The 25,979-nt window shown below is 56.6% G+C and carries 18 protein-coding genes; 5 read left to right on the top strand and 13 right to left on the bottom strand.

What is annotated here, in order from left to right; translation table 11 throughout:
- Positions 1-5: 5 nt before the first annotated feature.
- The 4 genes from hflX to L6439_RS04310 all read right to left on the bottom strand — a co-directional run bounded on the left by hflX (position 6) and on the right by L6439_RS04310 (position 7,639).
- Positions 6-1,286, bottom strand: a complete 1,281-nt coding sequence (gene hflX / locus L6439_RS04325) for a GTPase HflX (protein ID WP_213471056.1) — start codon at positions 1,284-1,286, stop codon at positions 6-8.
- Positions 1,287-1,953: 667 nt separating this feature from the next.
- Positions 1,954-3,276, bottom strand: a complete 1,323-nt coding sequence (locus L6439_RS04320; protein WP_213471055.1) for a S41 family peptidase — start codon at positions 3,274-3,276, stop codon at positions 1,954-1,956.
- A gap of 183 nt (positions 3,277-3,459) precedes the next feature.
- Positions 3,460-7,050 carry a family 10 glycosylhydrolase gene (locus L6439_RS04315; protein ID WP_213471054.1) on the bottom strand — a complete coding sequence of 1,197 codons (3,591 nt, stop codon included), beginning with the start codon at positions 7,048-7,050 and terminating at the stop codon, positions 3,460-3,462.
- Between the two features lie 337 nt (positions 7,051-7,387).
- A complete protein-coding gene (locus L6439_RS04310; protein ID WP_213471053.1) occupies positions 7,388-7,639 on the bottom strand; it encodes a hypothetical protein in 252 nt (83 codons plus the stop codon).
- A 47-nt stretch (positions 7,640-7,686) separates the two neighbouring features.
- On the opposite strand from L6439_RS04310, the gene L6439_RS04305 reads away from it, so the two are divergent.
- Positions 7,687-8,352, top strand: a complete 666-nt coding sequence (locus L6439_RS04305; protein ID WP_213471052.1) for a hypothetical protein — start codon at positions 7,687-7,689, stop codon at positions 8,350-8,352.
- A 206-nt stretch (positions 8,353-8,558) separates the two neighbouring features.
- Here the strand turns inward: L6439_RS04305 and L6439_RS04300 are convergent, their stop codons facing one another.
- The gene (locus tag L6439_RS04300; protein WP_168178243.1) at positions 8,559-9,338 is read right to left on the bottom strand and encodes a DUF6612 family protein; all 780 of its coding nucleotides are present in this window, start codon (positions 9,336-9,338) and stop codon (positions 8,559-8,561) included.
- A gap of 482 nt (positions 9,339-9,820) precedes the next feature.
- Between L6439_RS04300 and L6439_RS04295 the strand changes: the two genes are divergently transcribed.
- On the top strand, positions 9,821-10,663 hold the full coding sequence (locus tag L6439_RS04295; RefSeq protein WP_213471051.1) for a hypothetical protein: 843 nt from the start codon (positions 9,821-9,823) through the stop codon (positions 10,661-10,663).
- Between the two features lie 242 nt (positions 10,664-10,905).
- The gene (locus tag L6439_RS04290) at positions 10,906-12,195 is read left to right on the top strand and encodes a histidine--tRNA ligase (RefSeq protein ID WP_168178245.1); all 1,290 of its coding nucleotides are present in this window, start codon (positions 10,906-10,908) and stop codon (positions 12,193-12,195) included.
- An 81-nt stretch (positions 12,196-12,276) separates the two neighbouring features.
- Here L6439_RS04290 and L6439_RS04285 read toward each other — a convergent pair whose 3' ends face one another.
- The 4 genes from L6439_RS04285 to L6439_RS04270 form a co-directional block, all read right to left on the bottom strand.
- A complete protein-coding gene (locus L6439_RS04285; protein ID WP_168178246.1) occupies positions 12,277-13,134 on the bottom strand; it encodes a DUF6612 family protein in 858 nt (285 codons plus the stop codon).
- Between the two features lie 182 nt (positions 13,135-13,316).
- Positions 13,317-15,497, bottom strand: a complete 2,181-nt coding sequence (locus tag L6439_RS04280; RefSeq protein ID WP_213471050.1) for a DEAD/DEAH box helicase — start codon at positions 15,495-15,497, stop codon at positions 13,317-13,319.
- Positions 15,494-16,813: an ATP-binding protein gene (locus L6439_RS04275; protein WP_168178248.1), complete on the bottom strand. Its 1,320-nt coding sequence runs from the start codon at positions 16,811-16,813 to the stop codon at positions 15,494-15,496. The genes L6439_RS04280 and L6439_RS04275 overlap by 4 nt, the downstream gene beginning before the upstream one ends.
- 6 nt (positions 16,814-16,819) lie before the next feature.
- Positions 16,820-18,466 (bottom strand): TerB N-terminal domain-containing protein, encoded by a 1,647-nt coding sequence (locus tag L6439_RS04270; RefSeq protein WP_213471049.1) that lies wholly within the window; start codon positions 18,464-18,466, stop codon positions 16,820-16,822.
- A gap of 227 nt (positions 18,467-18,693) precedes the next feature.
- Between L6439_RS04270 and L6439_RS04265 the strand changes: the two genes are divergently transcribed.
- A complete protein-coding gene (locus L6439_RS04265; protein ID WP_213471048.1) occupies positions 18,694-19,068 on the top strand; it encodes a hypothetical protein in 375 nt (124 codons plus the stop codon).
- 72 nt (positions 19,069-19,140) lie between these two features.
- Here L6439_RS04265 and L6439_RS04260 read toward each other — a convergent pair whose 3' ends face one another.
- Entirely contained in the window at positions 19,141-20,016 is an 876-nt protein-coding gene (locus L6439_RS04260; RefSeq protein WP_213471047.1) for a radical SAM/SPASM domain-containing protein, read from the bottom strand.
- Positions 20,017-20,239: 223 nt separating this feature from the next.
- On the opposite strand from L6439_RS04260, the gene L6439_RS04255 reads away from it, so the two are divergent.
- Complete coding sequence (locus tag L6439_RS04255; protein ID WP_213471046.1) at positions 20,240-20,920, top strand: hypothetical protein; 681 nt, start codon at positions 20,240-20,242, stop codon at positions 20,918-20,920.
- 773 nt (positions 20,921-21,693) lie between these two features.
- On the opposite strand, the gene L6439_RS04250 is transcribed toward L6439_RS04255, so the two are convergent.
- From L6439_RS04250 to L6439_RS04240, 3 genes are all read right to left on the bottom strand, one after another.
- On the bottom strand, positions 21,694-23,409 hold the full coding sequence (locus tag L6439_RS04250) for a DUF4855 domain-containing protein (RefSeq protein ID WP_213471045.1): 1,716 nt from the start codon (positions 23,407-23,409) through the stop codon (positions 21,694-21,696).
- 155 nt (positions 23,410-23,564) lie between these two features.
- Positions 23,565-24,911 (bottom strand): helix-turn-helix domain-containing protein, encoded by a 1,347-nt coding sequence (locus L6439_RS04245; protein WP_237096737.1) that lies wholly within the window; start codon positions 24,909-24,911, stop codon positions 23,565-23,567.
- 150 nt (positions 24,912-25,061) lie between these two features.
- Positions 25,062-25,931: a MurR/RpiR family transcriptional regulator gene (locus tag L6439_RS04240; protein WP_168178254.1), complete on the bottom strand. Its 870-nt coding sequence runs from the start codon at positions 25,929-25,931 to the stop codon at positions 25,062-25,064.
- Positions 25,932-25,979: the final 48 nt, after the last annotated feature.

Below are 25,979 nucleotides of genomic sequence, written 5' to 3'. Positions count from 1 at the left end.
CCAGCTTAGGCCTGGGCCTCGCACACATACTGCGCAAATTTCTGATAATCGCTCTGACGGCATTCCAGCGTCAGCTTCGTCCCCAACTCCTCGTATTCGGTCGCGAGGACGTTCGCATGCTCATTCAAGTAGGACACATGCTGGCCCTGATCATACGGGATGAGCATTTCGCATTTCACATAATCCTTGAACACATGGGCGCGGATGGCTGCGATCAGCTTATCGATGCCCTGCTTGCGCTTGGCGGCCATGTAGATAATCGAATCCTGCGATTCGGGAATGGCGCCTTCCTTCAGGTCGATCTTGTTATACGCATAGATCATCGGAATCTCTTCGAGCCCGATCGACTTCAGCGTCTCGTTCGTGATGCGGATGTGCTGCTCATACTCCGGATTGGAGAAGTCGACGACATGAACCAGCAGGTCCGCCTCTTTCACTTCCTCCAGCGTCGAGCGGAACGCCTTGACCAGATGATGCGGCAGCTTGCTGACGAAGCCGACCGTATCGGTCAGCAGGAACGTCTTGTTATCCTCCAGATCGATGCTGCGGACGGACGTATCCAGCGTTGCGAAGAGCATATCCTTCTCGAAGACGAATTTGTCCTTCGCATCCGTGAACAGCTCCACCAGCGTGTTCATCACCGTGGACTTGCCCGCATTCGTATAACCGACGAGCGACACGACCGGAAGCTCGGTTTTCTTCCGCTTCTTCCGCTGGGTCTGGCGGTGGGCGACCAAGGCCTCCAGCTCCTTGTTCAGAGCCGTAATCCGCTCCTCAATCCGGCGGCGATCCAGCTCCAGCTTTTTCTCCCCCGCCCCTTTATTCCTCGTGCCGACCCCGCCGCTCTGGCGGCCCAGCGATTCGCGGAGACCGACCAGACGGGGAAGCATATATTGCAGTTCCGCCACCTCTACCTGAAGCTGCGCCTCCTTCGTCTTGGCCCGCTCGCCGAAAATATCGAGGATCAGCAGCGTGCGATCGACGACCTTGCAGTCGAGATCCTTTTCCAGGTTGCGAAGCTGCGAAGGAGACAGCTCATCATTGAAAATAACCATATCCGCCTCATGCTGATTCAGCATAATCGTCACATCCTGCAGCTTGCCGGTGCCGATATAATGCGACGTGTTGAGCTTGCTCAGGTTCTGCGTCACGACGCCGACGACCTCCACGCCGCAGGCCGCGGCCAGATTCGCCAGCTCCTCCATCGAATAGTCGAAATCCGGCTGATGATTCAGATTTACGCCGGCCAACACCGCTTTTTGCGGCTGTATCGTAAGTTGTTCCATACTTTATTCCCCCGTTGCCGCACCCAAGTCCCGCTTGAGCACGGATCATCATGATTGTGAAATTTGATTTCGAAGTAAGCAATACAAAAAAACACAGGCTTTCCGCCTGTGCTTCGAGTCATCGGAAGACGAGCCCCGCGACGGAGCCGCTTGCAGAGGAGCATAGCAGCGCATCCCTGCACTATAAGCATACCCTCACGGCATGCGTGAAGTCACGGTCACCCCGCAAGCCTTCCATCCCGCCAATATCCGAGTAACAGCGAAGGCCGATCGCGGCCGGCAGGCTCCCGGTACGGAGCAGGCAGCGCACGAAAGAAGGCGTTCGCCGAAGAAGAAGCCGCTTCATCCAGCGCTTCGTTCTTGGCAGGTGCTGCGTCATATAGGCACAACAAAAGAGGCAGGCATCGTCCCTCCCTCTTCTGTCGCGCAACATATTAGGGTTCCTCTGAGCAACCAAGGCAGACCATTCCCGATCACTCTGCGCACAGGCAGAGCAAATGAGCACTATTCAGTTAGTGTCACATACGTTCAATCGGATTCTTCCCAAGCGGAAGATGGCTGCCATGTCAATCATCGGTGACCCTCCGTTCTGTCAAAGTTATCCCTATCCTAACACAGGTCCATCCCAAGAGCAAGGGCGGGCATGGAACTTTTCCGAAAAATGGCTCTATTCACCTTCGCGGCCGCTGTGCTTCTTCTCCTCCAGAATCACGGCGTGCACTGCCGGATCGCCCCACAGATTCCCGGTCTTGACGGCACTGACTTCAATATCGGGCTCCGTCTTCCGCTCTTCATTAATGACTCCCGACGAGGTTAGGCCCATGACACTAGGCATGCGGAAGGCGAAGCCGCTCTGGGGCAAGGTAGCAATCATCGGATCGATTCCGATTCCATCCCCGCCAGTCCGTTCCCCCACCAAGGTTGCCCAGCCCGTGCTCTTGGCGAACACCGCCCACGCTTCCGCTGACGAGTATACGCCCCCGTCGACGAGCAAATAAATGCGTCCGCGGTATTCCTTGCCCGCTTCAGGGGAAAACGTGATTTCGTTTTTAATATAATTTTGGAAATCCGTCTCGATCTCCGGCGGCAACTGGACCGCTCCCAATTCTTCCTTCAGTTGAGCGACAGGAAGCAGCTGCTCCGGTGAATAAGCCGAATGGGCGTACTGCTGGGCCAGCTCTCCCTTGCGGAAAAGGAAATAACTTACCGAAGTCAGAGGCTCCTTCATGAGCTGCGGCACGAGCATGCCCCAATAGGAGGTCGATCCGCCGCCATTGCCCCGGATATCGATAATGAGCGCGTCATAGCTTCGAATCTTCTCCAGAAAAGGCGCAAGCATCGCGTTATCCTCTTCGACCCGTTCATGAGGCAGGCTTGGAATAGACAGATACGCCAGCTTGCCTTCCTTCAGGATTCCAGTCACGGGCGAAGCTGCGGAGCTTGGGGACAAAGCCGAGTCCATGTCCTCCCCGTCCGCGAAATACCGCGCTTCCGCATGCGGCTGGCTCAACTGCCGATGCCACTGCTCTCTTTCTTTCATATCACGATATAGCCGCTTCATGTATGCATAGAATGATTTATCCAAAAAGGACGTGTGCCCATTGTTCAAATCGCGCAGCACCGTATTCATCCTGTCTCTGAACTCATCATCGGTGGTCGCCTGCAGCACAAACTGCTCATAGCGATCCGCGTTCTTCAGCCAGTCGACATGATGGACGCGCTGATTGACCTGGAGGAACGGGTAGTTGTCCTTGACGATGCGCACCATCGCTTCGAAATCCTCGCGCTTCTGTTCCTCCGTCAACGTCAGCTTGCCCGGCTCCAAAATCTTCCCCCCTCCATCGGCTGGCGGGGGATTCTCGGCCTGCTTCGGCTCCGCCTGAACGGAAATGCTGCCGCCTGTCCCGCTTGGCGCTTCCTTCGCATCGCAGGCAGCCAGTCCGAGCAGAAGGAGCAGGACCGCCGCCGGTATGAGCCAGCTTTTATTCATATGTTTCGCTTCCTATTCGAATGATAAATTCCCCAAATATTCCTTCCCATTCTATCCCAATTCGAAGGTCGCGACAAGCCGCCCGATGAGGCCCTTTTGTTACAATTCAGGGAAAAAGCTAACCCCGGGAGCCCCCGGGGTTATATGACATAGCCTGTTCCGTTTTTCCTACGGCAACAGTCATTACTTCTTCTGCACGATATTCCAGACGATGATGGCGGCCTGCGCCCGGTTCGCCTCGCCCTTCGGATGGAACAGGCCGCTGCCCATTCCCTTCACGATGCCTGCCTGTGCCAGCGCCGCAACCGCCTTCGCGGCATAGGAAGCGATTGCTTTACGGTCCTTGAACCGGGCCAATACCGGCTCCGCGTCCGTGGCCGCCGGCGTGCTCGTGAAGGCGGCAAGCGCCTTCGCCGCCATCACCGCCATCTCCTGGCGGGTGATGGGCCGGTTCGGCTCGAATCTGTCCTTGCCCGCGCCCTGCACCAGCCCGGCCTGCTTCGCCGCCGCGATGACGGTATAGTGCCAATCCGTCTCCTTCACATCGCTCCAGTTGAGCGGCGTACCGTCATCCTGCAGATCGAAGGCACGGACGAGCATCGCCGCGAACTCGGCGCGCGTCACCGGCTTCAGCGGCCGGAACTTGCCGTCCGCATCCCCCTTGACGATGCCGAGCGCCGCCAATTGCTGAATCGCCTCCTGCGCCCAGGCCGCCGGAGCGAGATCCGGGAAGACCGGAACGGCCGGTTCCACCGGCGGCACTGCCGGCACTGTCGGCGTCGATGGCGTCGATGGCTTGGAAGGCGCTGGCGCCGGAGACGAGGAGGAGCCGCCGGACGATGACGGCGGATCGAGCGGCGCCGGATTCGGAGCGCCCGGTTCCGCAGCCGTCAAGGTGACCGCTTCGCTGGCAGCGCTCTCGTTATGAAGCCGATCGACAGCGGTCACCACATAGGTGTATTGCTGTCCTTTCGCTGCCGTGCGATCCGCGTAAGCCTGCATCGCATGCCCGGACTTCTTGCGGATCGTGCCTAGCAGATGCGACGGGTCCGCGATGCTGCCCGCGGTCTTGCCCTCGAACCGGTAGACGGCATAGTACGTCTCATCGCTCGCCGTCTTCCACTTCAGCTCGACGCCCCCGCTCGCGTTGCGGGCCGATACCCCGGAGGGCGCCGCCGGAGCCTGCGCATCAAGCCAAGGCATCGCCGGCACGAGTGCCGGGTACCGGTACAGATCGCTGCGCAGCCGATCAGTGAAGCCTAGCGGATTCGCAGCGAACCATTGGGCGCTGAAATACATGCTGCCCGACACTTCCGCGAAATTGCGGTTGAAATTCACCTGGTTCGGCATTTCCTCCGGATCCATCCACCCGTCTCCCTGTCCGATGCGGTAGATCGCCTGGCCGCTGTACAGATGCACGTTCTTGCCGGCTGTCACCCCGCTCCACCAGGCAATCAAGGTGTCATAGGCGGCCGGAGAATAGCCCATATACCAATAAATCTGAGGCGTAATGTAATCGATCCATTCCTCCTCCACCCATTTTTTCGAGTCGGCGTTGAGCGCTTCATAGCTGCTTAAGCCGTTTGTGTCGGAGCCTTCCGGATCCTTGCTCTTGTTCTTCCAGATGCCGAACGGGCTGATCCCGAATTTGACGTAGCTCTTCTCCCGCTTGATCGCCTCGCTTACGCCGCGAATGAACTGGTTCACATTGTCCCGGCGCCAGGCGGCCCGATCCGGGAAGCCCGCGCCGTACTTCGCATACGATACATCATCCGGGAACTCGGTGCCTTCGATCGGATACGGGTAAAAGTAATCATCGAAGTGGACGGCATCGATGTCGTACTTTTTCACCACCTCCATGACGCTGTCCGTGATAAATTGCCGCGCCTCCGGATTGCCCGGATCGAAATACAGCTTGCCCCCGAACGAGAGAACCCAGTCCGGGTGCTTGCGCGCCGGATGATCCTCCACCAGCCGCTCGATATCGTTCTTCATGCTGACGCGATACGGATTGAACCAGGCATGGAATTCCATATTTCGCTTATGGGTCTCCTCCAGCATAAAGGCGAGCGGATCATATCCCGGATCCTTTCCTTGCACGCCCGTCAGCCACTCCGACCATGGGCCGTACTCCGACGGGTAGAAGGCATCCGCCGTCGGCTTAATCTGCATAATGACCGCGTTCATTCCCGCGGCCTGCAGCTCGTCGAGCAGCTTCCGGTACTGCTGCTTCTGCTCCTCTGCGCCGGTCGTGCCCTTCGCCGGCCAATCGATATTTTCCACCGTCGCGATCCACGCCGCTCTCATCTCCGCCTTCGGAATACCAGCCGGCTTATTGACTACAACATACACGGAGCTGGTCTTGCCCTCATACGTTGCCATAATTCGCGTTCCACCTACCTTGATTCCGGTCACTTTCCCGTTCTCATCGATCGGGGCGACCTCCGGATTGCTGCTCGCATACTTTACGCCTTCCGCAATTTTCACCGGCTCTTCCACCCACGAATAGGTGCCGTACACCTCCGCCTCGAACGAGCCGCCTATCGCGACCGCGCTCAAGCCCCGCAATTGGATGCTCTCCAGCTCGGGTACCGGTTCGGTCACCTCAATCTGATGAATCGCCGAGATGTTGCGGTAGGTCACGGACGTGACCGTGATCGCCGCCGAGCCTATCGCATGCGCTTCAAGCCCGCCGCTGTCATCGACGCTCACCACTTCCGGCCTACTGCTGGCGAAGCTGGCGCCGCCCGCCATTTCCACCGGCGCCCCAAGTCCCGCATAGACCGCATACGCCTTTAAAGCACCGGTCGCCGTCCGCACCATCTTCTGCGGGCCGGACACCTCAATCCGCTCCAGCTTCGGCGCATCCTCCGTCACGGTCAGCGTCAACCGGACCGGGGGCGCATCGCCGTATTCGGCCGTAATAATGGCCGTTCCGGCGCCGACGGCCGCGATCGAATCATACGTCGCCCGCGTCACGGCAGCGACAGTCTCGTCGCTGCTGGCCAGTTGGACGCCGCTCTCGATCCGTTCGGGAGCCGTGCTGCCGGTGCGCGTCGCAACCACTTGAACCGCCTGGCTGCTTCCGGCTTGCATGTGCGGCGGCAATCCGGTGATATCCAAGTGATGAATCGGGGAGCTTGAATAGATAGCGGACAGCCGGTCGAAATAGATGGCTCCGCTGTTTTTGTTTTCCGATTTTGTCGCGGCCATATAGATCTGGTTCAGCTTGAGAGGCCATTGTATATGTTGCGGAACGTCTGCGGTGACATATTTCCACCCCTGCCAATGGAATCCCGATGACGTCGTAAAATCGAGCGCGGGCAAAGCCTTGCCGCTTCCATCCGCCACCGCGGCGCGCAGCCAGTTATTGTTTTGATTTCCATATACCCACACGCCTAATTTCCGGGGCTGGCCCGGGACTGCCCTCCCCCTCGTGCCATCCGGATTATAGAAGTTCACATACGCTGCCGATGTGTTCGGTTGTCCGATAAAGTCATAGCTCAGCTTCACCGCATGATGACCGTAATAGATGGTCTCCGGCCGGCTGATCAGGCTCAATTCGACGGAATTGGCTTGCGCATGGCTGGCTCGCAGGTTCGTCAGATCCTCGAATTCCTCCAGCACAATCGGCTCTGCGCCGTCCGCTTCTTCCGCATGGACAAACGGTGAAGCGCTTCCAACTCTGGACAGTCCCGTCCCCAGCAAAAGAATCAGCGCCACCGTAAGAGCCACCATCGCCCTGCCGTGAAATGAATGCCGTCTCCTGTTCATTCGTTCATTCACTCCCTAATGAGATGATTGATCACTTTCCAAGCTCCCTAATTCCATGTTGTCAAACATGCTGCCAAGCGCAGCGAACAGATATTATGCTCCCTCCTTCGTTCTCAACTGAACAGCTCGCGGCTGCTACTCCCTATCATATTGAAACATTATTTTAAATATCAATAGTTTTTTTAAAATATAATTTTAAAATGAAGCAGGAATGTCCCGATTGGATGACGTATCGTCGTTTTTCGCCTCTCCCCATATGCCGGCCGCTTTCGCTTTCCTGGCGACACCGGCTTCTACAACAAGCCTTCTGAAACAAGCCTGATGGACAGTGACGGCGTCATAAAACCAGCGCATGGGCTGCCAGCGCATATGCCCGTTTTTGGGCCAAAGGTGCTTCTAGGGGAATTTGCGGATTAACACTACTTCTTGGAAAAAATGCTGCAAGTCTCAGGCTGTTGGAAAACCACTGTTTTTTGTGAAGGGGTGGAGAAGGTCCATTTTCCTCATCCAAACTTTGGCTCTTAGAGCGTTTTAAATCGATTTTTTTCTGCCGGGAGAAGAGATCCACATCACAGGTGAAAAGTCCCATAGACTACTCAATGGCCTGATTTTACGGGATCCAACCGACCGCGTCGGATGCTGGGGGCATCATCGCCTTCAGGAAGCATTATCAGCCTGCTGAAAGCATTATCTGTCCTGCTGGAAGCACTATCTGGCCTGCCGGAAGCACTATCGGCCTGCTGGAAGCACTATCTGTCCTGCTGGAAGCACTATCGGCCTGCTGGAAGCATTATCTGGCCTGCTGGAAGCATCGTTGCCTCCTGGGGCTTGGACGTGTGGAGGAAAATGCTGCTATTTTACAGGAATTTCGGCTTAATGAGTCCACATCCCGAGGAATTGCTGCAAATCTACATCATTTTAGGCCCTTTTGCTTCAAGCCGAAGCGAAACGGGGGAAATTCCTGTAATTTTGCAGGATTCCCTTTCTGGACTAGTCGTCCCTATCGAATTGCTGTATTTCTGCAGGATTTCGCTTACCGAATCGGCGTGCCTGGAAAAATCGTGGAGTTTGCGGGATTTCGCCTGCCGAATCGGCGTGCCTGGAAAAATCGAGGAGTTTGCGGATTTCGCCTGCCGAATCGGCGTGTCTGGAAAAATCGTGGAGTTTGCGGATTTTGCCTGCCGGATGGGCGTGTCTAGGGAAATGGTGCAGTTTTCAGGATGGTGGAAATATCCATTTTCCTACTCAAAACTTCTTTCTCAACAGCCTGGCAGGTGCAGGATTTTGCTAAAACTCCTCTAATCAGCCCGGCCCTGTCATCAGAGCAAGGACCGGATGTAGTTAAAAAGAAGCTAAGGCTCATCTAGGAACGAAGGAGAGAGCAGGCCCCGATGCTGCGAATGAACCGGGATAATAGGCAAGGCGCCGGCCGCTTCCTTGCAGATGCTCCTAATCGTATTCGCCGACATCCGCCGCATCCTCCCGGATATGGCGGTTGTCTGGTTATCCTAATTCGCGCTGTCAATCACCTTTTGCGGAATCTTGATTGCGCCCACTTTATCGTGGCGGGAGAATGATCTTTTCGTCACTAGTTCTTGAGTAGAATACTTTCCATATTCTTTCGGTTCCAAAATGATACTTACTTCCGCTTGAACCAATAGGAACGAATCTTTATGAATAAGAAACGAAGCTTTTATATTTTTTGCATGCAATGCTTCCAAAAACCATTTCATATGTTCATGTTCGCCGCTGCCTGCCTGACTTATCAATCCTTTAACCAGTTCCTGAAGTCCCTCGCCGGTCAGATCAGCCGTCAACACATACCTATTGCCGCGCGCCTTCACCTTCATATCTTGGGCCCTCGATCGGAACAGCTCCAACTGGTTCTCGGGATGCGCGAATATTTCGAGTCTTTCCAACCGCTCGTCAACCATCTCTTCAGGATATTCATGCCATCCGTCGCCGAGGTTCACATAGGCTTCCTCCCCCTCAACGTACAACGTTTGCTGAACTTCCTCTTGCCCGTCATACACTTTCCTATTCTCATAGTACATGCCGAACGGCTCTTTGTTCAGGTCCAGCTTTATGGTCGATTCGGATTGCCTCTCTTCCTTCAGCTCTCCTATACCGTCCGTAATCTTATTGATCGCAGTTCCTTCCATCGAGAAGCTCTTCATCTTCTGGTTGGCATCTATCGTCTTTGCCAGCAGTTCGTCTGCCGCAATAGCCGCGTCGGCGTCACTGCCGCCGCAAGCCGTAATGCCGAAGGCCGCAACAACTACTAACAATGCAATCGCACACTTCCTCAACGCGAGTATCCCCCTAATATCTGTAATTAATATAAGACCTAATCATCATAACCATACGGTCTATCCGGTACTAGGGGAAATAGTCCTGTACTGGCGATTTGAGCCAATTAATTATTTGGGCAGATAGAACGACAATCGCATGCTCCTATCTCCCATATTTCGACAAAGCCCTCTTCTCCCGATAACGCGCTCCATAGGTGTTATCTAAACTATCTAACCGCTCCAGCCAAGCTTTTGCGAGGAAAAACACGCTCCTTATCCGTTCGCCTTGACAAATCTCGCATTCTTTCATATCATTAGCTTGAATGACAAATAACGGCACTTGCGATGGAAGCACCCGCAAGAATGGGCCTGATAGCCCTTCTTGCAGGTGCTTTTTTGCATTTTCCTGTCTTGCGCGTGGGGATATGGAGGGCGGAGCCGGATATTTCGGGAAAATAAGAAGAGAGGATGAGACGATTATGATGAGGAAACAATCGGGCGCGATTATCGCATGGCTCCTTATTGCACTCGCATTCGCATGCCTGTTGGCCAACCCGGCGCCGCTCCGCGCCGCATCGGCGGAGCTGTCCGCCACGGCCAAGGCCGCCTTCGACAAGATGGTGGCGGCAGCGGACCGGACGCAGGCGGATAAGCTGAATCGGCTTTACCGGGAACTGATTCAGCTCGAGGCGGCAGAGCGGGAATGGCAGGAGAAGACGAAGCGCCTGCAGCGCGACAATGCGGAGGCGATGACCGCCATCCGGCAGAAGGTCAAGCTTATGCATGTGGAGAAGCTCAAGCGCCTCGATTCACAAGTCCAGGAGGCGAAGAAGAAGTATCAGCCGCTGTTCGACGCCTATAGCGCCTTGAACAAGCAGATTTCGGCGGCGAAGATATGGAAGAACAAGCAGCTGAACGCAGCGCTTCGCCTGCAGCACACCGGCATGAAGCCCCTCGTCCAGACCGCGCGGGAGGATATTCGCCGCCGCCAAGCCGCGCTGAAGTCGGCCAGGCAAGCCCGCACCGATGCCGTCAAGCGCGTGCGCCAGACGCTCTCCGCCATCGATACGGTCAAGGTGCAGATCAAGAAAGCGAAGAACGCCGCCCGCACCGATAAGAGCCGGCTCTCTGCGGCCCGGAGCACGTTAACGCAAGCCGCGAGGAAGGGCGATGCCGGCGCCAGCCTGAAGGCGCTCACCTCGATGACAGTCTCCTCCGGCCAGCGGAATGAACGCACTCGCCAAGTCTTCCAGCTGGAGCAAAAGATCGGAGAGATTATTCGGAAAGCGAGGACACAGCTCCAGTCTTTTTCTTCTTCGTAAGACTATTGCTTTTTCCCTACCCATTCGCTATACTCTGTAATACTACATGCGATGGAGGAACCTGCGATGAACCGAATCCAGCAGACTCAACTTCATCATCACAAGAAGCGTTAGCACCCCTGAACCTATCAGGGAGGCTAACGCTGTTCGCGTTGGCCTCCCTGCGGCATATATCCGGCGCGCGGGACCAAGAGGTCCGGCGCGTTTTTTATTTTCCGGAGACACAAGGGAGGATGGATACGATGCAAAACGTAAAAGGAACTTATGATTTTTTCGGTCCGGAGCAAGCGGCTCGCCAGCAAGTGCAGGACGTCCTGCGGAACCTGTTCGAGCTGTACCGCTTCGAGGCGATGGAGAGCACGATCTTGCATGAGCTTGATGTACTGACATCGAAATATGCCGGCGGGGAAGAAATCGTGAAGGAAATGTACCAGTTGAGCGATCAAGGACAGCGGCAGTTAGGGCTGCGCTATGACCTGACGATTCCGTTCGCCAAGGTTGTCGCCATGAATCCCGGTCTGCAGCTGCCGTATAAGCGGTATGAGATCGGCAAAGTGTTCCGCGACGGGCCGGTGAAACGGGGAAGGCTGCGGGAATTTCTGCAATGCGATGCCGATATCGTCGGCATTGCAGGGCCGGAAGCCGAGGCCGAGCTGATGCAGCTTGCCGTCGAGGCGTTCCGCCGCCTGGACATCCCGGTGACGATAAGATGGAACAATCGGCGGTTCCTCGGAGAATTGCTGGAGTCGGTCGGCGTCCCGGCCGGGGAGGCGTTGTCGGTCATGCTGACGCTCGACAAGATTGCCAAAATCGGAAAAGAAGGAGTAAAGGACGAACTGCTTGGCAAAGGCTTGGGGCCGTCCGTTACCGAGGCGATCTTGGCCTTGATGGAGAGAGAAGAGATCTCGGTCGATTCCCTCGCCGGGGCTTACGGCCTCCAGTCGTCGGAGGGTGCATCCGAGGTGCGCGCCCTGCAGCTTCTAATCGACGAGACCGGGCTTGCGGCAAGCTGCGCCTTCGACCCGTTCCTGTCCCGCGGGCTGTCCTTCTATACCGGCACCGTATATGAAATTTTCGATGCGTCCGGCTCCTTCGTCTCAAGCCTGGGCGGCGGCGGTAGATACGACGCCATTATTGGCCAATTCACGGGAAGGCAGGATGCAGCCTACCCCACCGTCGGCCTGTCGTTCGGCATGGAATCAATCATGGCGCTCGTCGCGCGGCGGCCAGCGGAACGGACCCGCGCTTCGGCCGTCGTCATTCCTATCGGGGATACCCTGGCCCAAGCGCTCCGGACCGCCGCGGCCCTTCGGGCCAACGGGATACGCACCTCTCTGGATACGAGCGGCCGCAAGCTCAGAAAATCGCTTGCCTCCGCCGCATCCCAACGAATTCGCTTCGTGCTGCTCATCGGCGAGAGCGAGGCCGCCATCGGGGCGATCCGTCTCAAGGATATGGCCGAGCAGACCGAAGCGGTCATCACCGTGGAGGAGGCCATTTGGCAAATCGAGCGCAAGCTGGGGCTGGCATAAGGCGGAGAGAATAGATGAAAAGCTACACCCGCGCAAAAAACCGCCGAATCCTTCCGGATCCGGCGGTTGAACGCGATTCAATTATTGAGCGCTGTCCAGCACCTCTTGAGGGATTTTGATTTCGCCCACTTCGTCATGCTTGGAGAACGTGCTCTTCATCACCATGTCCATGGAGATTTTCTGACCGTCCTGCTCCATTTCCATCGTCATGTCGACATCGGATTGAAGCGGCAGGAACGATTCTTTGTTGACCGCATACGTAACTTTGACATTTTTGATATCCATTTGCTCGATCAGAGCCTGCGTTTGCGCGTCTTCGCCGCTGCCCGACTGGCTCATCAAGTTCTTGGCGAGCTCTTTGATTCCATCGCCGGACAAATCAGCTGTCAATACGTACTTGTCTCCCTCTTCCGCCACTTTCATATCTTTGGAGAAAGATTTGAACTGCTCCATTTGAGTTTCGATTTTCGCGGATTCTTCCATCTGCTTAACCATATCGCCAATCATTTCGTCCGGAAGCTTCACCCATTGTCCATCCACATGCGTGTAGATCGCTTCCTTGGAAATATACTGCTTGATATCCTGTTCGCCTTGGCCAGGCATAGACATCTTCATCTCTTGGTACATGCCGAACGGTTCTTTGCTGAAGTCCGCCTTCATCGAGATATCAACCTTCTGCTCTTGCTTCTGATCGCCCTGAGCGACCGTAATGTTCTGGTTGATGCTCGCATCCATCGCGAAGTTCTTCATCTTTTGGCTGGCTTCCGCCATCTTCGTCAGCAGTTCATCCGCAGTCAATGCCGGCGCATTTTCTTTTTCTGTTTGCGCATCCGCCGGTTTTTCCGCGTTGGTCGCACCACCGGTAGCGCCTTTATCGCCGCATGCCGTGATTCCCAACGCCAAGATTGCCCCTAATAACGCGAGTGTCCATTTTTTCAAAGCCGATATCCTCCTAAGATCTGTAACAAATTTTCGTACCTAACCATCATAACCATATAGCCAATCCGGGCGATAGGGGAAAAAGTCCCAAGCAAATAAAATTAATCGACTAATTATATGGTGACAAAGGACTAGCACAGTCCGATAAAAATCTCCATAATTCGACAAACGATACTCCGTTTTCAGCGTTGCCATTCAGCAGGGAACAGCTCCAGCCCATCCACGGCAAACGCCTTCCGGACGAGCTCCGGAGCGACGAATTCATCATATTTGCCTAAATAAGGGGCCTCCTCCGGCGCTAAAAGACTCATCAAATCGATTCCGTTATTCAGCTCTGCGCGCAGTTCGTCCAACAAGGCGGGCGCATCCGCATGGCCGGAGACGACCATATAGTACGGCTCCATCGGCACAATCGACCGGAGGGCAAGTCGCTGGGCAAGCCGGTGCTTCAAGATGCGCTCCAATGTGCGGAACGGCTTCGTTCCCATCCAGGGCAGGATGAAGCAGGAGCTCCCTCCCGCCGGAAGAACGGACTGCCTGAGCAGACCGCTCTCCCGGGCAAGACGGCGGGCCCGCTCGAGCCGCTTGACAGCCCCCGGAGCCAAGTACGGATAGATCTCATGATCCGCCAAAATATCGCGCATCTTGGCCATGACCGATGTATGCACATCGCCCCCGGCCCCAAGCCAGAGCGTGTCCACCTTGCCCCGGGCAGGCTTGACATAGACGGCTTTGTGCTTCGCGTCCACCTCGACGACCTTCCACAGCTTGCCCGCCAGAGAAAAGCAATAGCCCGGCGGGGGAACGGTCGTAATCGAGCCCAATTCCTCCGAACCGTTATATACGGCATGCTCTTCATCGTCTTTAAATACCGCATAGAAGCGGAAATGGTTCACGACCTTCTCCCCGGCCAGACCAATCAGAAGCGTTCCTTCCTCGGTTCTCTGCAAATGATCGGTCTCCAGCAAATACCGGAGGAAGAGCTTATATTCTTCCGCATCGAAGTTCCGGAACGGCGGCAGCGTCAGCACCTCCCGGGCGAGTTCGGCCGGCGCCGCTTCCCCCATGCCCTTCAATATGCTCATCGTCTGATGATACAGCAGGCCGATTGGCTTCTTCCGCAGCGCGAGCGGCTCGATCCACTTGTCCCGCACATACAGCTCGATGACCGCGATTGCGCGCAGCAGCGTCCAAGGCATCCGTGCGGGGAGCTGCGCGTCCTCGTCCTCCTCTTCCGGCACCGCGAACAGCATCTCGGATACCGCATCGCCGCGTCTTCCCGATCGGCCGAGCCGCTGCACGAAGCTGGAGCAGCTATAGGGCGCTCCGAGTTGGATGACCCGTTCCAACTCCCCGAGATCGATGCCCAGCTCCAAGGTTACGGTAGCCGCGGTTACCGCTGGCCCGCGTCCGACGCGAAGCGCGGCCTCGGCCTCTTCGCGCAGCATGGCCGAGATGCTGCCGTGGTGCACGTGGAAGACATCCCGCTCCTGGCGCCGCGCAGCTGTGCGGCGCAGCTCCAGCGTCGTCAGTTCCGCATCGGAGCGGCTGTTCGTGAAGATCAGCGCCTTTTTGAGCCGCGTATGATCATAGATATAGTCATAATAAGCTTTGCGGGCATTCGCCGCCTGCTCCGTCTGCTCCTCGTCATGGGCGGCGGGGAAGGAGAAATGCTCGACATTCAATCTCAGCTTGCGGCCCGCGCGGGGCGCCACGACTTCGACGGCATGCGGCGAGCCTGCGCCCAGCCATTCGCAGGCGGCATCGTAGTCGCCCAGTGTCGCCGACAGGCCAATCCGTCTCGGCCGGCAGCCTGCCATCCGTTCCACCCGGGCCAGCTGGCTCAGCACTTGAATGCCGCGATCCGCCCCCATGAAGGCGTGCACCTCATCAATCACGACATACCGCAGGTCGCGGAACAGGGCGGGAATCGCATTCGGCTTGTTCATCAACAAGCCTTCCAGCGATTCCGGCGTAATCTGCAGCACGCCGGACGGTCTTTTCAACAGCTTCGCCTTCTCCGCTTGGGACACGTCCCCATGCCAATGCCGCACCGGAATGCCGGCCTCGCGCAGCAGATCGTTCAGACGCTCGAACTGGTCGTTAATGAGCGCCTTCAGCGGGCCGATGTACAGAATGCCTACCGATGCGGAAGGGCGTTCATATAATTCCGTCAAGGCAGGGAAAAAGGCGGCTTCGGTCTTGCCCGATGCCGTGCCGGATGCGATCAACAGATGGTTCGGCGAATCGAACAGCACGCGGCAAGCCCCGACTTGGGCCTCCTTCAGCGTCTCCCAACGCTTTTTGTAAATATACTCCTGAATGAACGGCGCCAACCGGTGAAAGGGATGAGTGCCGCTCATAGCTCGAATTCCGCCAAGAAGCCGCCGACTTCATCCAGTTGGGAAGCCGCGGGCTTGACGCACCGCTCTCCGATTAGATCGTCGAACTCCGTCTCCGGATGCTGATGCAGCGTGTGCATCAGATCCATGAAATCACGAATAATCTCCCGCGGGGTCAACAGCTCGTCCGCTCCGAGCCTGCCGGCGGCTTGCTCCATAAATACGATTAATTGCTCGTCCGTCAGCAGCGGTTCCACTCCATTGTGAAGGGCATGGATGTAACGCAGACGCTGCAGCAGAATCAAAATCTCCTCATGAGACAGCATGTCCAGTCGGATAAGAGGGCCCGTATAGGTGCGGAGCCCCTCTGCCGCGTATCTGCCGCTTACGAGGCGGGAGCGCAGCGCTTCATAGCTGAACAGCCCCCGGCGTTCATCCTCCACGAATTGCGGCGTGCCGCCGATGAAAATGCCGAGATGCTCCGCCTTGCCCTGCATCGTATCGTTGAACATCGTCAGCAGCTTCTCGTAATTGCTCTGCCGGGAGATGCTGTTCGTAAGTTTGTACAGGTTAACCCCTTCATCGATAAAAAGCAGCAATCCCTGATATCCAATCCGCGCGGCGAATTCCGACCACAGCTTCATGTAATCGTACCAGGTGTCATCATCAATAATCACACCGACGCCCAAAGCCTGCTTCGCCTCGGTCTTCGTCGTGAACTCCCCGCGAAGCCAGCGCAGCGAAGCTTGCTTCAGCTCGTCATCCATCCTCCTATACCCGCTCCAATACGACGCCAGCACCTTGGCGAAGTCGAACCCGTGCACCATATTCCGCATTTCATTCGTGACGGCTGCGATGCGGTGCTCCACCTCCAAATTCAAGGCCTCGTCGTTCGGTCCAATGCCAAGCTCGGACATGGCCTGCTGTTGAATCGAACCAATCCAGCGCTGCAGGATCGTCTCCAGCGCTCCTCCGTCCGGCCGGGTGCGCGTCGATAGATTCATCATCAGCTCGCGGTACGTCGCCAGCCCCTGCCCCTTCGTGCCGGCCAGTCTCCGTTCCGGCGACAGATCCCCGTCGGCAACGACGAAGTTGCGGTCCATCGCATAGTTGCGAATCATCTGCAGCAAGAAGCTCTTCCCGCTTCCGTATCGTCCCGTCACGAGCTTGAACGCCGCTCCGCCCTCTGCCACATTGTCCAGGTCGCGAAGGATGGCTTCAATCTCCGGCTTGCGGCCGACGGCGATATGCTCCAGTCCAATACGCGGCACGACGCCGGCGGTCAAGGAGTTGATAAGCGCCGTCGTGACGCGCTTCGGAATTTTCTTATCTGTCATGGTTCTTCACCTCGCCAATTTCTCAATCATAGGAAGATAGTCATCCGCAATCTCATTCCCGTCAATGATCAGGTCCCCGATCGTATCCATGGACGCGGCATTGATCTCATCGAAAAGCAGCTCGGCCATCGTTCCGTGCGCTTCGGCAAGCTTCACCAGCGAATGATGCTCCCCTCCCGCCATCATCGCCTGCAGCGTCAGACGATGCACCGGTTCGAGCAAACGATCGAATTGAATCCATTCGTCGTCCATGCCGCCGTGATTCCCGGCGAGGCCGATCGCCCTCATGCCAGGCAGTTGAAGCTGCTCATTCGTCAGCCGGGACAGCAGCATCTGGACTTCATCCGGTTCGGCGCACAGGATATCCGGCACATCCGCCGAACGGCCGCCCTCCGGCTCGCCGCGCTGCCCGGATCTCCTCGTCTCGGATGGCTCGTCTCGCGTACCGCCCGCGATCCGGCTCACGCCTTCCGGTTCGCCAACTTCCTCCGTCACTGCAAGCATATCGCGCACCTCGTCCGACTCGGCCTGCAGCCGGGCCAGCTTGTCCGCATTTATGCGAACGGCCGGCTCGTCCCGTTCCCGTTCCGCGGCGGAAGCTTGTCCAACCTCCCGCTCCAAATACCGGTGAACAAGAGCGGCGATCTCCGCTTCAACGGCAATGCCGCGCAGTCTGCCCTTGTACCCGCATAAGCCGCGCAGCGTATTTTCCGTTAACCGCATAAGTTGGGTTACGAAGGCGCGCAGCGGGCCGTGGGAGCTGATCGGAACACACTCGATTGCCGCGCTGCTTCCGTACAGCGTGGAATCGTAGACAGCGCTGCGGAACAAGTAACGCTCCCTTCTTGCCGGTTCGCCGGGATGAAGCCGCTCAATCAGGCGCGCGCCATATTTTTTGCTTATATATCCATCTACAGCCGCGAATACCTTGGGGAAATATGCGTTCATCATTGCCTGTCCGCCATTGGCGCAGAACTTGCTTCGCATGACATCATAGTCCGACAGCAGGGCCGCCGCTTCAAGCGGGAGATCCGCCGGCTCGCTCCGGAACCGGTCCATCAGCTCCCATTCGAGCGCATCTCCGGACACGCTGCATGGGGCAATCGCCGCGACATCGCGGACCGAGACATCAAGACGGTGGACAAGGCCGAAGTCGACAAGCCAATCGGGCAAGTAGGCATCCAGCTTCGGGAAGGCCTCCCGGTAAGCGATCCAGATCTCTTTCATCAGCCGGTAGCCCTGCACAGGCTCCTTCCAACCGATTCCATTAATCAATTCGTAGATGAGCAGAAAAAGATAAGACAGGCCAGTGGGCGGGTACCGACCTTCCCGAACTTCATTCCGCCAATAAAAGTACCATCGCGTCTGCCCTTCCGACATATCCTTATATTCCGGCCAGTAGCACATGAATGGAACAAAGGGGGCCGGCGCTTCAACATGCCCTTCCCATTGGCGGGCCTGTTCAACGAATCGCTTCTCTTTTGTTGTTGCCAGAGAGCTGAGCGCCAGGTCCAGCGGCTTCTCTTGTTCCTCGATTCGCCCCCGGGAAGCCGGCTTCTCCGTGTCCGCTCTCGGCGGAATCGCCATTCCGGCCTCCTCGCCGCCCTCCAGCTCCAGCTCTGCAAAATGGATCTCACGATAACGATCAATCATGATTTTGTCCTCACTTCTCATCATGAATTCCCAAGAGGTTCATATGAGCGTATCTATCGCCTGTCGGAACACTATTAAATATACCTATTATATCATCCATTAACGGGAATTTTGTTCGCCTGACAGGGACAAGCAAAAACCGGCGCTCCCCCGGCAGCAATCGTCTAAACCGATTCTATCACTCCATCATATATTGGTAGTACCTTACAAGAAGGAGTGATTCTAGAATGGCCAATCGAGATGTCAGACTGGCCCTTTTCAGCGGGGTTAACTTTACAGGAAGACGGATTGTGTTCCGCCGCGGAGGAGTAGCGGTTCGGGATTTGGGGGCGTTCCGGTTCAATAATGTTCTGTCCAGTTTCCGGCTGCGCAATGTGGTCAATACAAATGAAGTGACCTTGGTGTTATTCTCGCGAATTAACTTCCAGGGATCTTTTCGCGTGTTCCGGGGAAGCCAGAATGTAGCGAATCTGGGCCGGTTTAATTTCAATAATGTGACCTCTTCCTTCATCCTGGTAGGGCGCAGATTGACCGATGCCGAGATAAATACCATTCAACGGACAGGCAACCCGCCGCGGGATATCGTCATTATTCGGCAATAATTCCGCCTACCCTGGAATCAAGAGAGACGAGGACGCCGTCTGGCGTCCTGTTTTTGTTGCCGATGGGTTGACTTAGGTGCCGAATCTTTTCCGGTACCCGCATTTCCGGCATAATTCCTCAACAGCTTCTCTTCGCGAAAATCCGTCAAACAGACGGCTCGCGCGCTCGCCCTCCACGATCTCGGCAAACGGCGCCTGGTACACATTGCCCAAGCGAATGATGCCTTCGCCGTCCAGACAGCACGGGACGACCGTTCCGTCGACCAGCACCGCTGCCTGGCTGCGCAGCGCATGGCAGAAGCCCTTGCCGTCATCTTCCGGCGCCTGCAGGCTCGGCCATTGGAACTCATAATCCTGGTTCAAGTAAATGCGATCAGCAATTCGGATGCCGCCCCCAGGTACGACCTTTTCTTCAATGCGGTAATCCAGTTCAAATTCCTTTTCCAGCATCTCCAAGGTCTCCCGGTTCCGCCGCTTTTGCGCCGTTGTTGCATGCTCCGGATTGAGATTCCATAACCGGAAGGAAAAGATCACCTGATGCTCGGACGCTTCCCGCACGAACGATAAAATATCGGATAAGTACTCCTCCCGATTCTCAGAGCCTTCATGCCCGTCGAAGCTGTGAAGCGAGAAGTTCATCTGCCGAAGCGCCGGCTTGCCAAGCAGCTTATGCCGGTTCTTCCGGATCAGCGTGCCATTGGTCGTGATATTCACCTTGAATCCTTTCTCATGGCTGGCATCCAGCAGTTCATCAATCCGAGGATGGAGCAGCGGCTCGCCTTTGACATGAAGATAGATATGGCGCGTATGCGGCTTAATCTCGTCAAGAATATGATGGAACGCGTCAAGCTGAATGAACTGAGGTTTCCGTTCCGTCTGCGGGCAGAAGCTGCAGGCCAGATTGCAGATGCTGGTAACCTCGATATATACTTTTTTAAATGTCCTCAAGTCCAGGTTCTCCATTCTTGGTCGCTAAGGGTTGTCTCTCTCATTATAGCGGTTCGGGGCTGAAATTAGATGGATTTCGGAAAAAAAGACAGGGAAGAGGTGCCGGTGATAGATTGCAACAGCCAGGCCAAATCTTCGAAGAATGGCAGGGATCGGAAAAATAGTGCGCTTCAATCGAAGCGCACGTCAGACTCCCTCATCACGCCAAACCAGGGGATGGCCCATGGAGGGGGCTCTTGGCCGCTGCGAAGGAATCCGCTTAACAGCCGCCGGACGGGTAATGTTTGTACGGGATTTGCGGCTTCGGCTGGAAGCGCGTATAAGGATCCTGGTCGCGCCATACGTACCGGGGCTTGCAGCAGCACGGATCGGAATGGCAGCAGCATGGATCGCAGTCGTGGTGGTGCGGATGATGCGGCTTGCATTTCTCGCACTTGCACTTGTCGTGATGATGCCGCTTTGGTTTGCATTTCTCGCATTTGCAGTCGTCATGATGATGCCGCTTTGGCTTGCATTTCTCGCATTTGCAGTCGTCATGATGATGCCGCTTTGGCTTGCATTTCTCGCATTTGCAGTCGTCATGATGATGCCGCTTTGGCTTGCATTTCTCGCATTTGCAGTCGTCATGATGATGATGATGCCGCTTTGGCTTGCATTTCTCGCATTTGCAGTCGTCATGATGATGCCGCTTGCTCTTATGGCGGTGAGACTTGCCGCTGCATCCCGGCATATACATCGATCCCTTTTCGCCGCAGCACGTTTTCCATTTTACTTTCACGACCCGGCCCCATTCGATATTGCTCAGCCATTGCATGAACACATCCTGACTAATGACGTCATACTTTTTGGTCAAATCGAATTTCAGCTTTTGTCCACAGGCATATTTAACTTGAAATTCGGCTAGATCAAGCTCCTGAATGGCGTTCATTACTTTCTGATAACCGCTTATTATCAACATCCCTCATCCTTTCCCATTCCTATTTCTGCCGAAGGAAATGAAGCAAACATGACCTGTTACAACAGAATAAAGAGAACTAATAGGATAAGCGCATAGCGGGAATGATAGGCGATATATATATCAGCGGGGGTCATGTATTCGGCTGATGCTATAAATTATGCTTGTATGTCCGGTTTGGTAATAGGTAGATTTGCTGGACAATCTGCCCTAATTTCGAACAGGCATGCCAACAACCGCGTGCTTCGCATGATGCGCGCGGACAAATCGGGACAGCGGAGAGCGGAATAACCTTCGTGACGCCCATTCCGGTTCTTATGGGCGCAAGGCCCCCGGCGACCGCGGAGCCGGTCCCTGATCTGCGGTTCGCCAGGCGCCATGCTTGTACCGGTGAAGCGGCTCCCGGACACTCCCATCTCCTTCCCTGGCTGGTTATGTTCGCCGGATCGGTCCGGACAGCGAGAAGGAGGAAGCGGAATATCCCGGAATTCGTTCATCGGATGCGGCAGCATTGATTTCGGCAGTTCATGGCGGCTATATATCAGGATCTCTATCGCCATGTCCCGCTTAATATAAAATATGGCATTCGGTGCCGCGCGGTCATAGATAGGTGCTTCAGGCCAACCGCCTGATTTCATAGAATAGGGAAGCGAGAATCGCAAAAAGCCGCCCTCTCCCGGAGAAGAAGGCGGCGGCTTCATCCGGAGCCGCAGGCACGGCGCTTATGGAGCATAGCTTCCTTTCAAATATTGATAGGTCTTGTCATAGACCTCCCGCGCGGCCGGATCCTGCGATTCGGCGGCCTGTTTGAGCGTTTTGACCTGCTGATAGAAAGCCTTGAAAGAATTCATATACCCGTGCTCCATCCCTTTATTGAGATAAGCATAGTACTTCTCACGCGCCGCTTCATTGGTCAGCACCGCGTCCGACATCTCGATCTCGATGCCCATGCCATGGTCGTAGGCAGCCTGCGCAATCGCGTCCAGCCGCTCTTCACTCGTGTTGTGGAACATATAGTTCGGCTGCATGAGAGCCGTGTCGAAGCCGTTCGCCTTCCAATCGCTCCAGCCGCGCGCAAAATAATAGGGAATCCACTGGAGCTTCGCCCCTTTGCCGTGCACATAATCCGAGGTCCACCGGATTAGGGCGTCCTCATTCACCGTTGTCTGCCGGGATACGAATTCGCTGTACCAATAGAAGGCGGGAAGCTCCAAATGCTCGTAGCCGGCCGCTGTCCAACGGCGGTATACTTCATCCACATACCATTTGACCGCCTTCTGCCGGTTGACAAGCGCCTGATCCTCGCCAACTTCCTTCACGTTCATGTTCTCGCTGACGCCGTCCCCGTCGACATCCCCGAAGTCGCTCTGATCCGCGCGCGGATACGGGATCGTCAGGACGACCTTCGCCGTATAAGTCCGGTCCTTCCATCCGGCCTTCGCCTCCCCGACCGCCTGATTCAAGGCGCCCAGATCATCATCGTCCCGGAAAAGACGGTTCAGATGCTCCTCCCAGTCCGCTTTGTTCGTCGGCTTGGCCGTATTGGGGGCGAAGTTGGCGCCATTCAGCAGCGGGCCGTACGGCAGGAACACGAAGCCGTCGAACATATAGTCCCGGCTCGCCTGATTGCGGTCCACATAGGTGACGTACGGCTTCAGATCTTCCTTGGTATAAGAGATCCAATCCACGGGCTCATACTGCCATGCTCCCGTGTAGAGGAGCACCTGATTGCTCATCCGCCCCGCTTCCTTCGCGCCCTGCTTCGGGTAGCCGCTGTCCCGCTTCGGCCCCTTGTCCGGATGCAGCTTCTTGCCCCGCTGATCCGGCGAACCGATCACTTCAATCTCGTCCATGAACAGCCACGACTCGACAGGCACCTCCACCTTCACATAACGGGCAACCGTATCAATGCCGTCGATTCCGATTTTCTGCCGGATCGGGCCCGGCTCCGTTGTCGGCAGCCGGCTTGCTCCCTCCTTCAGATGCTGCCACTTCACGCCGTCATTCGAGAGCGCGAACTGAACCTTGGAGGGAAAAAAGATGCCGTTGGCGTTGTCCTGCAGCGCATGAATATAAATTTCCTCTACGGTAGACGGCGTCTCCAGATCGATCGTAACGAGGCGGCTGCCCTGCCACAGCCTTCCGACGAAGGCGCTGTCGGAGAATACGGTTCCGCCGAATTGGCCATCCGTCAGTTGGCGGCCCGTATCGTCCGGATGCGACGACTCCGTCTTGCCGAACAGCGCGTCGGGCGGATACGGCGTCTCCAGCGTGTAGCTCTTGCCTAACGCCAGATTAACGGCCGGAGCCGGTGTCTTCTTATGCGCCTCGGCCTCCGCCCCGGCCCGCTCCGTTTCATACGCATGCGCCATAGGAACCCGCCCGGCCGCGCCGATAAGAACGATAGCCGCTAGCCATGCGATCATGCACCTTTTCATCGAATCCCATCCCTTCTTCTCGTGTTATCGTTGCCTTTGGCAAGCATTGATGCCGCGCGTCGCTTTGCCCCGCTTTTCTGCCATGAATTCGGCCACGCCTCCAAGCCGTCTCTTTCGTCGTCAATTCCCCCCCTTTCTCTTCCGATTTCCGCCTCTTACCGGATCAAGCGGCTCAAAAAGCTGATGCGATATTTCTGGCGCGGCCGCCCCCTGGAAGCCCCCTTCTCTTCTCCGACAATATCGACCAGCCCCGCATCCATCAGCGCCAGCAGGAAGCGGTGGACGCTGCGGACCGTGACCCCCAGCACGGCCGCCAACTCCTGGGCGTAGTAATCGACCTTGCCGAAGCGGGTCATATGAGCGATGAGGCGGCTAAGATAGATCGAAGTGAGTCCCGCCGCCTCCGCCTGCTTCACTAATGACGCGTCAACCAGGGACAGATCAAGCTCATGCGGCTCGTTGATCTCCAGCGGACCGATGACGCTCTCATCCTCGCGGACGATGAAGCACATGCCTCCGCCCCCTTGGCAGGCCAGATGAAGCGAACGCCGCGCATGCACGCCCGCCTCGGCCGCCGAACGGCCGAAGCCGATGCCGATGCTGAGGTGAATCCCGTTCCTCTTGTGGGTATTGCGGGCGAGCGGAATACGTTTATAGCCGCCGGTCTCGCGCTCGAAGACGCCTCTCGTAGTCACGAAGGAATACTCCCCCGAGGACTGCTGCATGACGTGCCCGTCCAGTTGCTTCGCGAAGCCGAGAATCAAATGATGAACATCCTGCTTCAGCCGCTGAATCTCATGCCCGGACACATGACGCTCCGCCAGCCTCTCCATTCCGTCGGTCTGGATAAGGCCAACGACGACCTGCAATTCCTTGTTCCTTCGCCATTCGGTCGACAGGAGCGCGCGCTCCAGCGTCACGATAATGTCCTGCTCCGTCGGCACGATCCACTCGCACGGAATCCCCTCCCGCCCCAACTGCAGCGCGACGCTGCGGATCGCCGTAATGGCGCAGCACGAACGGCCGGCCTCGTAATGCCCCCGATGGAATTCGACCAGCTCCTCACAGGACGGGAGCGGCTCCCCTTCGTAGGCGGTCCACATATGGCCCAGCTCGCGGAAGGTGGACACGAGCATCTGACGGCTCAGGGTATCGACCGTGATGGCCGATACATCCAGCTTGCGCTCCAGGCGGAACAAGACGGCATAGAGGCCCGATCCCGTAAGCGGCACGAACAGCGAGGGAATGTCGAATTGTTGCTGATTTTTGGCGAGCTGATAAGAGACGGGCCCGGTGAACAGCAGCACATCCACCTTCTCCGCCAGCTCCCGCGCCAGATCAGGCGCCTCTTCCTCCCGGCGGCAGCTTCGCATGATCGGGTCGAAGGACGGAAAGCCTTTGAGACAATGTTCCATCAGCCCCATCATCGCTTCCGGTCCGATTATGCCGATGCGTATTTCCGGCGATCCCCACGATCCTTCCTTCTCATCCATCCACATCATGATGCGCCTCCGTCAAATTATAATGTAGTTCCCGGCGAGCATACCTCTAAAATGAACGGCAGCGAGAGGCGAGCTTCGCCTCCAATGTTGTGCACAGGTCCATCATGCCAAGGGCACCGCATGCGAGCAAGCCGCCCCGGACCGGATCGCCTAATACAGCTTGCCGAGCACCGACTTGGCCGTCATCTCCAGGAACCGGTAGCTCCGCTCCTTGTCCAGCAGCGCGAGCGCCGTCGATAAAATATCGAGCACATGAATCTGCGCCAGCTTGCTGGCGAAGGAGCCGCCCTGCAGCGGGCCCTCCTTCGCCACCGTCAGCAGCACGGCATCCGCGTAACGCGTCACCGGAGAGAGGGCGTGACTGGTCAGGCAAATGATGCGCGCCCCCTTCTGCTTGGCAATCGCGACCGAATCGACAAGATCCTTCGTGCTGCCCGACGCCGAAATGGCAATCACGACATCGCCTTCGCCGGCAAGAGCCGCATTCATGGCGATGATATGGGCATCCGCTTCCGCCACAACCTGGAAGCCGAGCCGCATGAATTTGTATTTGGCGTCCATCGCGGTAATGCCCGAGGAACCGACGCCGAAGAAGTACAGCTTCGCTGCGCCGCCGATCCACTCGATTGCCTTTTGCAGACTCGCTCCGTCCATAAGGGCCGTCGTATTCTGAATCCGCTGCTGATTCAGCGCATTCAGCTTCTTGACGATGGTCTCCAGATCATCCCCTGGCTCGAGGGCGCCCGATATCTGCTCTTCCACGGTCCCCAGGTTCTGCGCGAGCGACAGCTTGAATTCTTGATAGCCCGAATATCCGAGCTTCCGGCAGAAGCGGATGACGGACGTGTCTCCGACCTCCGCCTGCTTGGACAGATCGGTTATCGTGTAAAATACCGCCGTCTCCGGATCCTTCAGTACGATATCCGCTACCTTTTTCTCGGACTTCGTCAGAGAAGGATAAATGCTTGAGATGCGGAGAATGGACGATTGATTGATCCCGGTCACCTGGGATCGCCTCATCGCGGTCACCTCTTTCCTTCATCATACAGCTTATCCGCGCTCCCCTCG

The sequence above is a fragment of the Paenibacillus dendritiformis genome (genome assembly GCF_021654795.1).
Classification (GTDB): domain Bacteria; phylum Bacillota; class Bacilli; order Paenibacillales; family Paenibacillaceae; genus Paenibacillus_B.
This window is presented reverse-complemented; position numbering and strand designations above follow the sequence as displayed.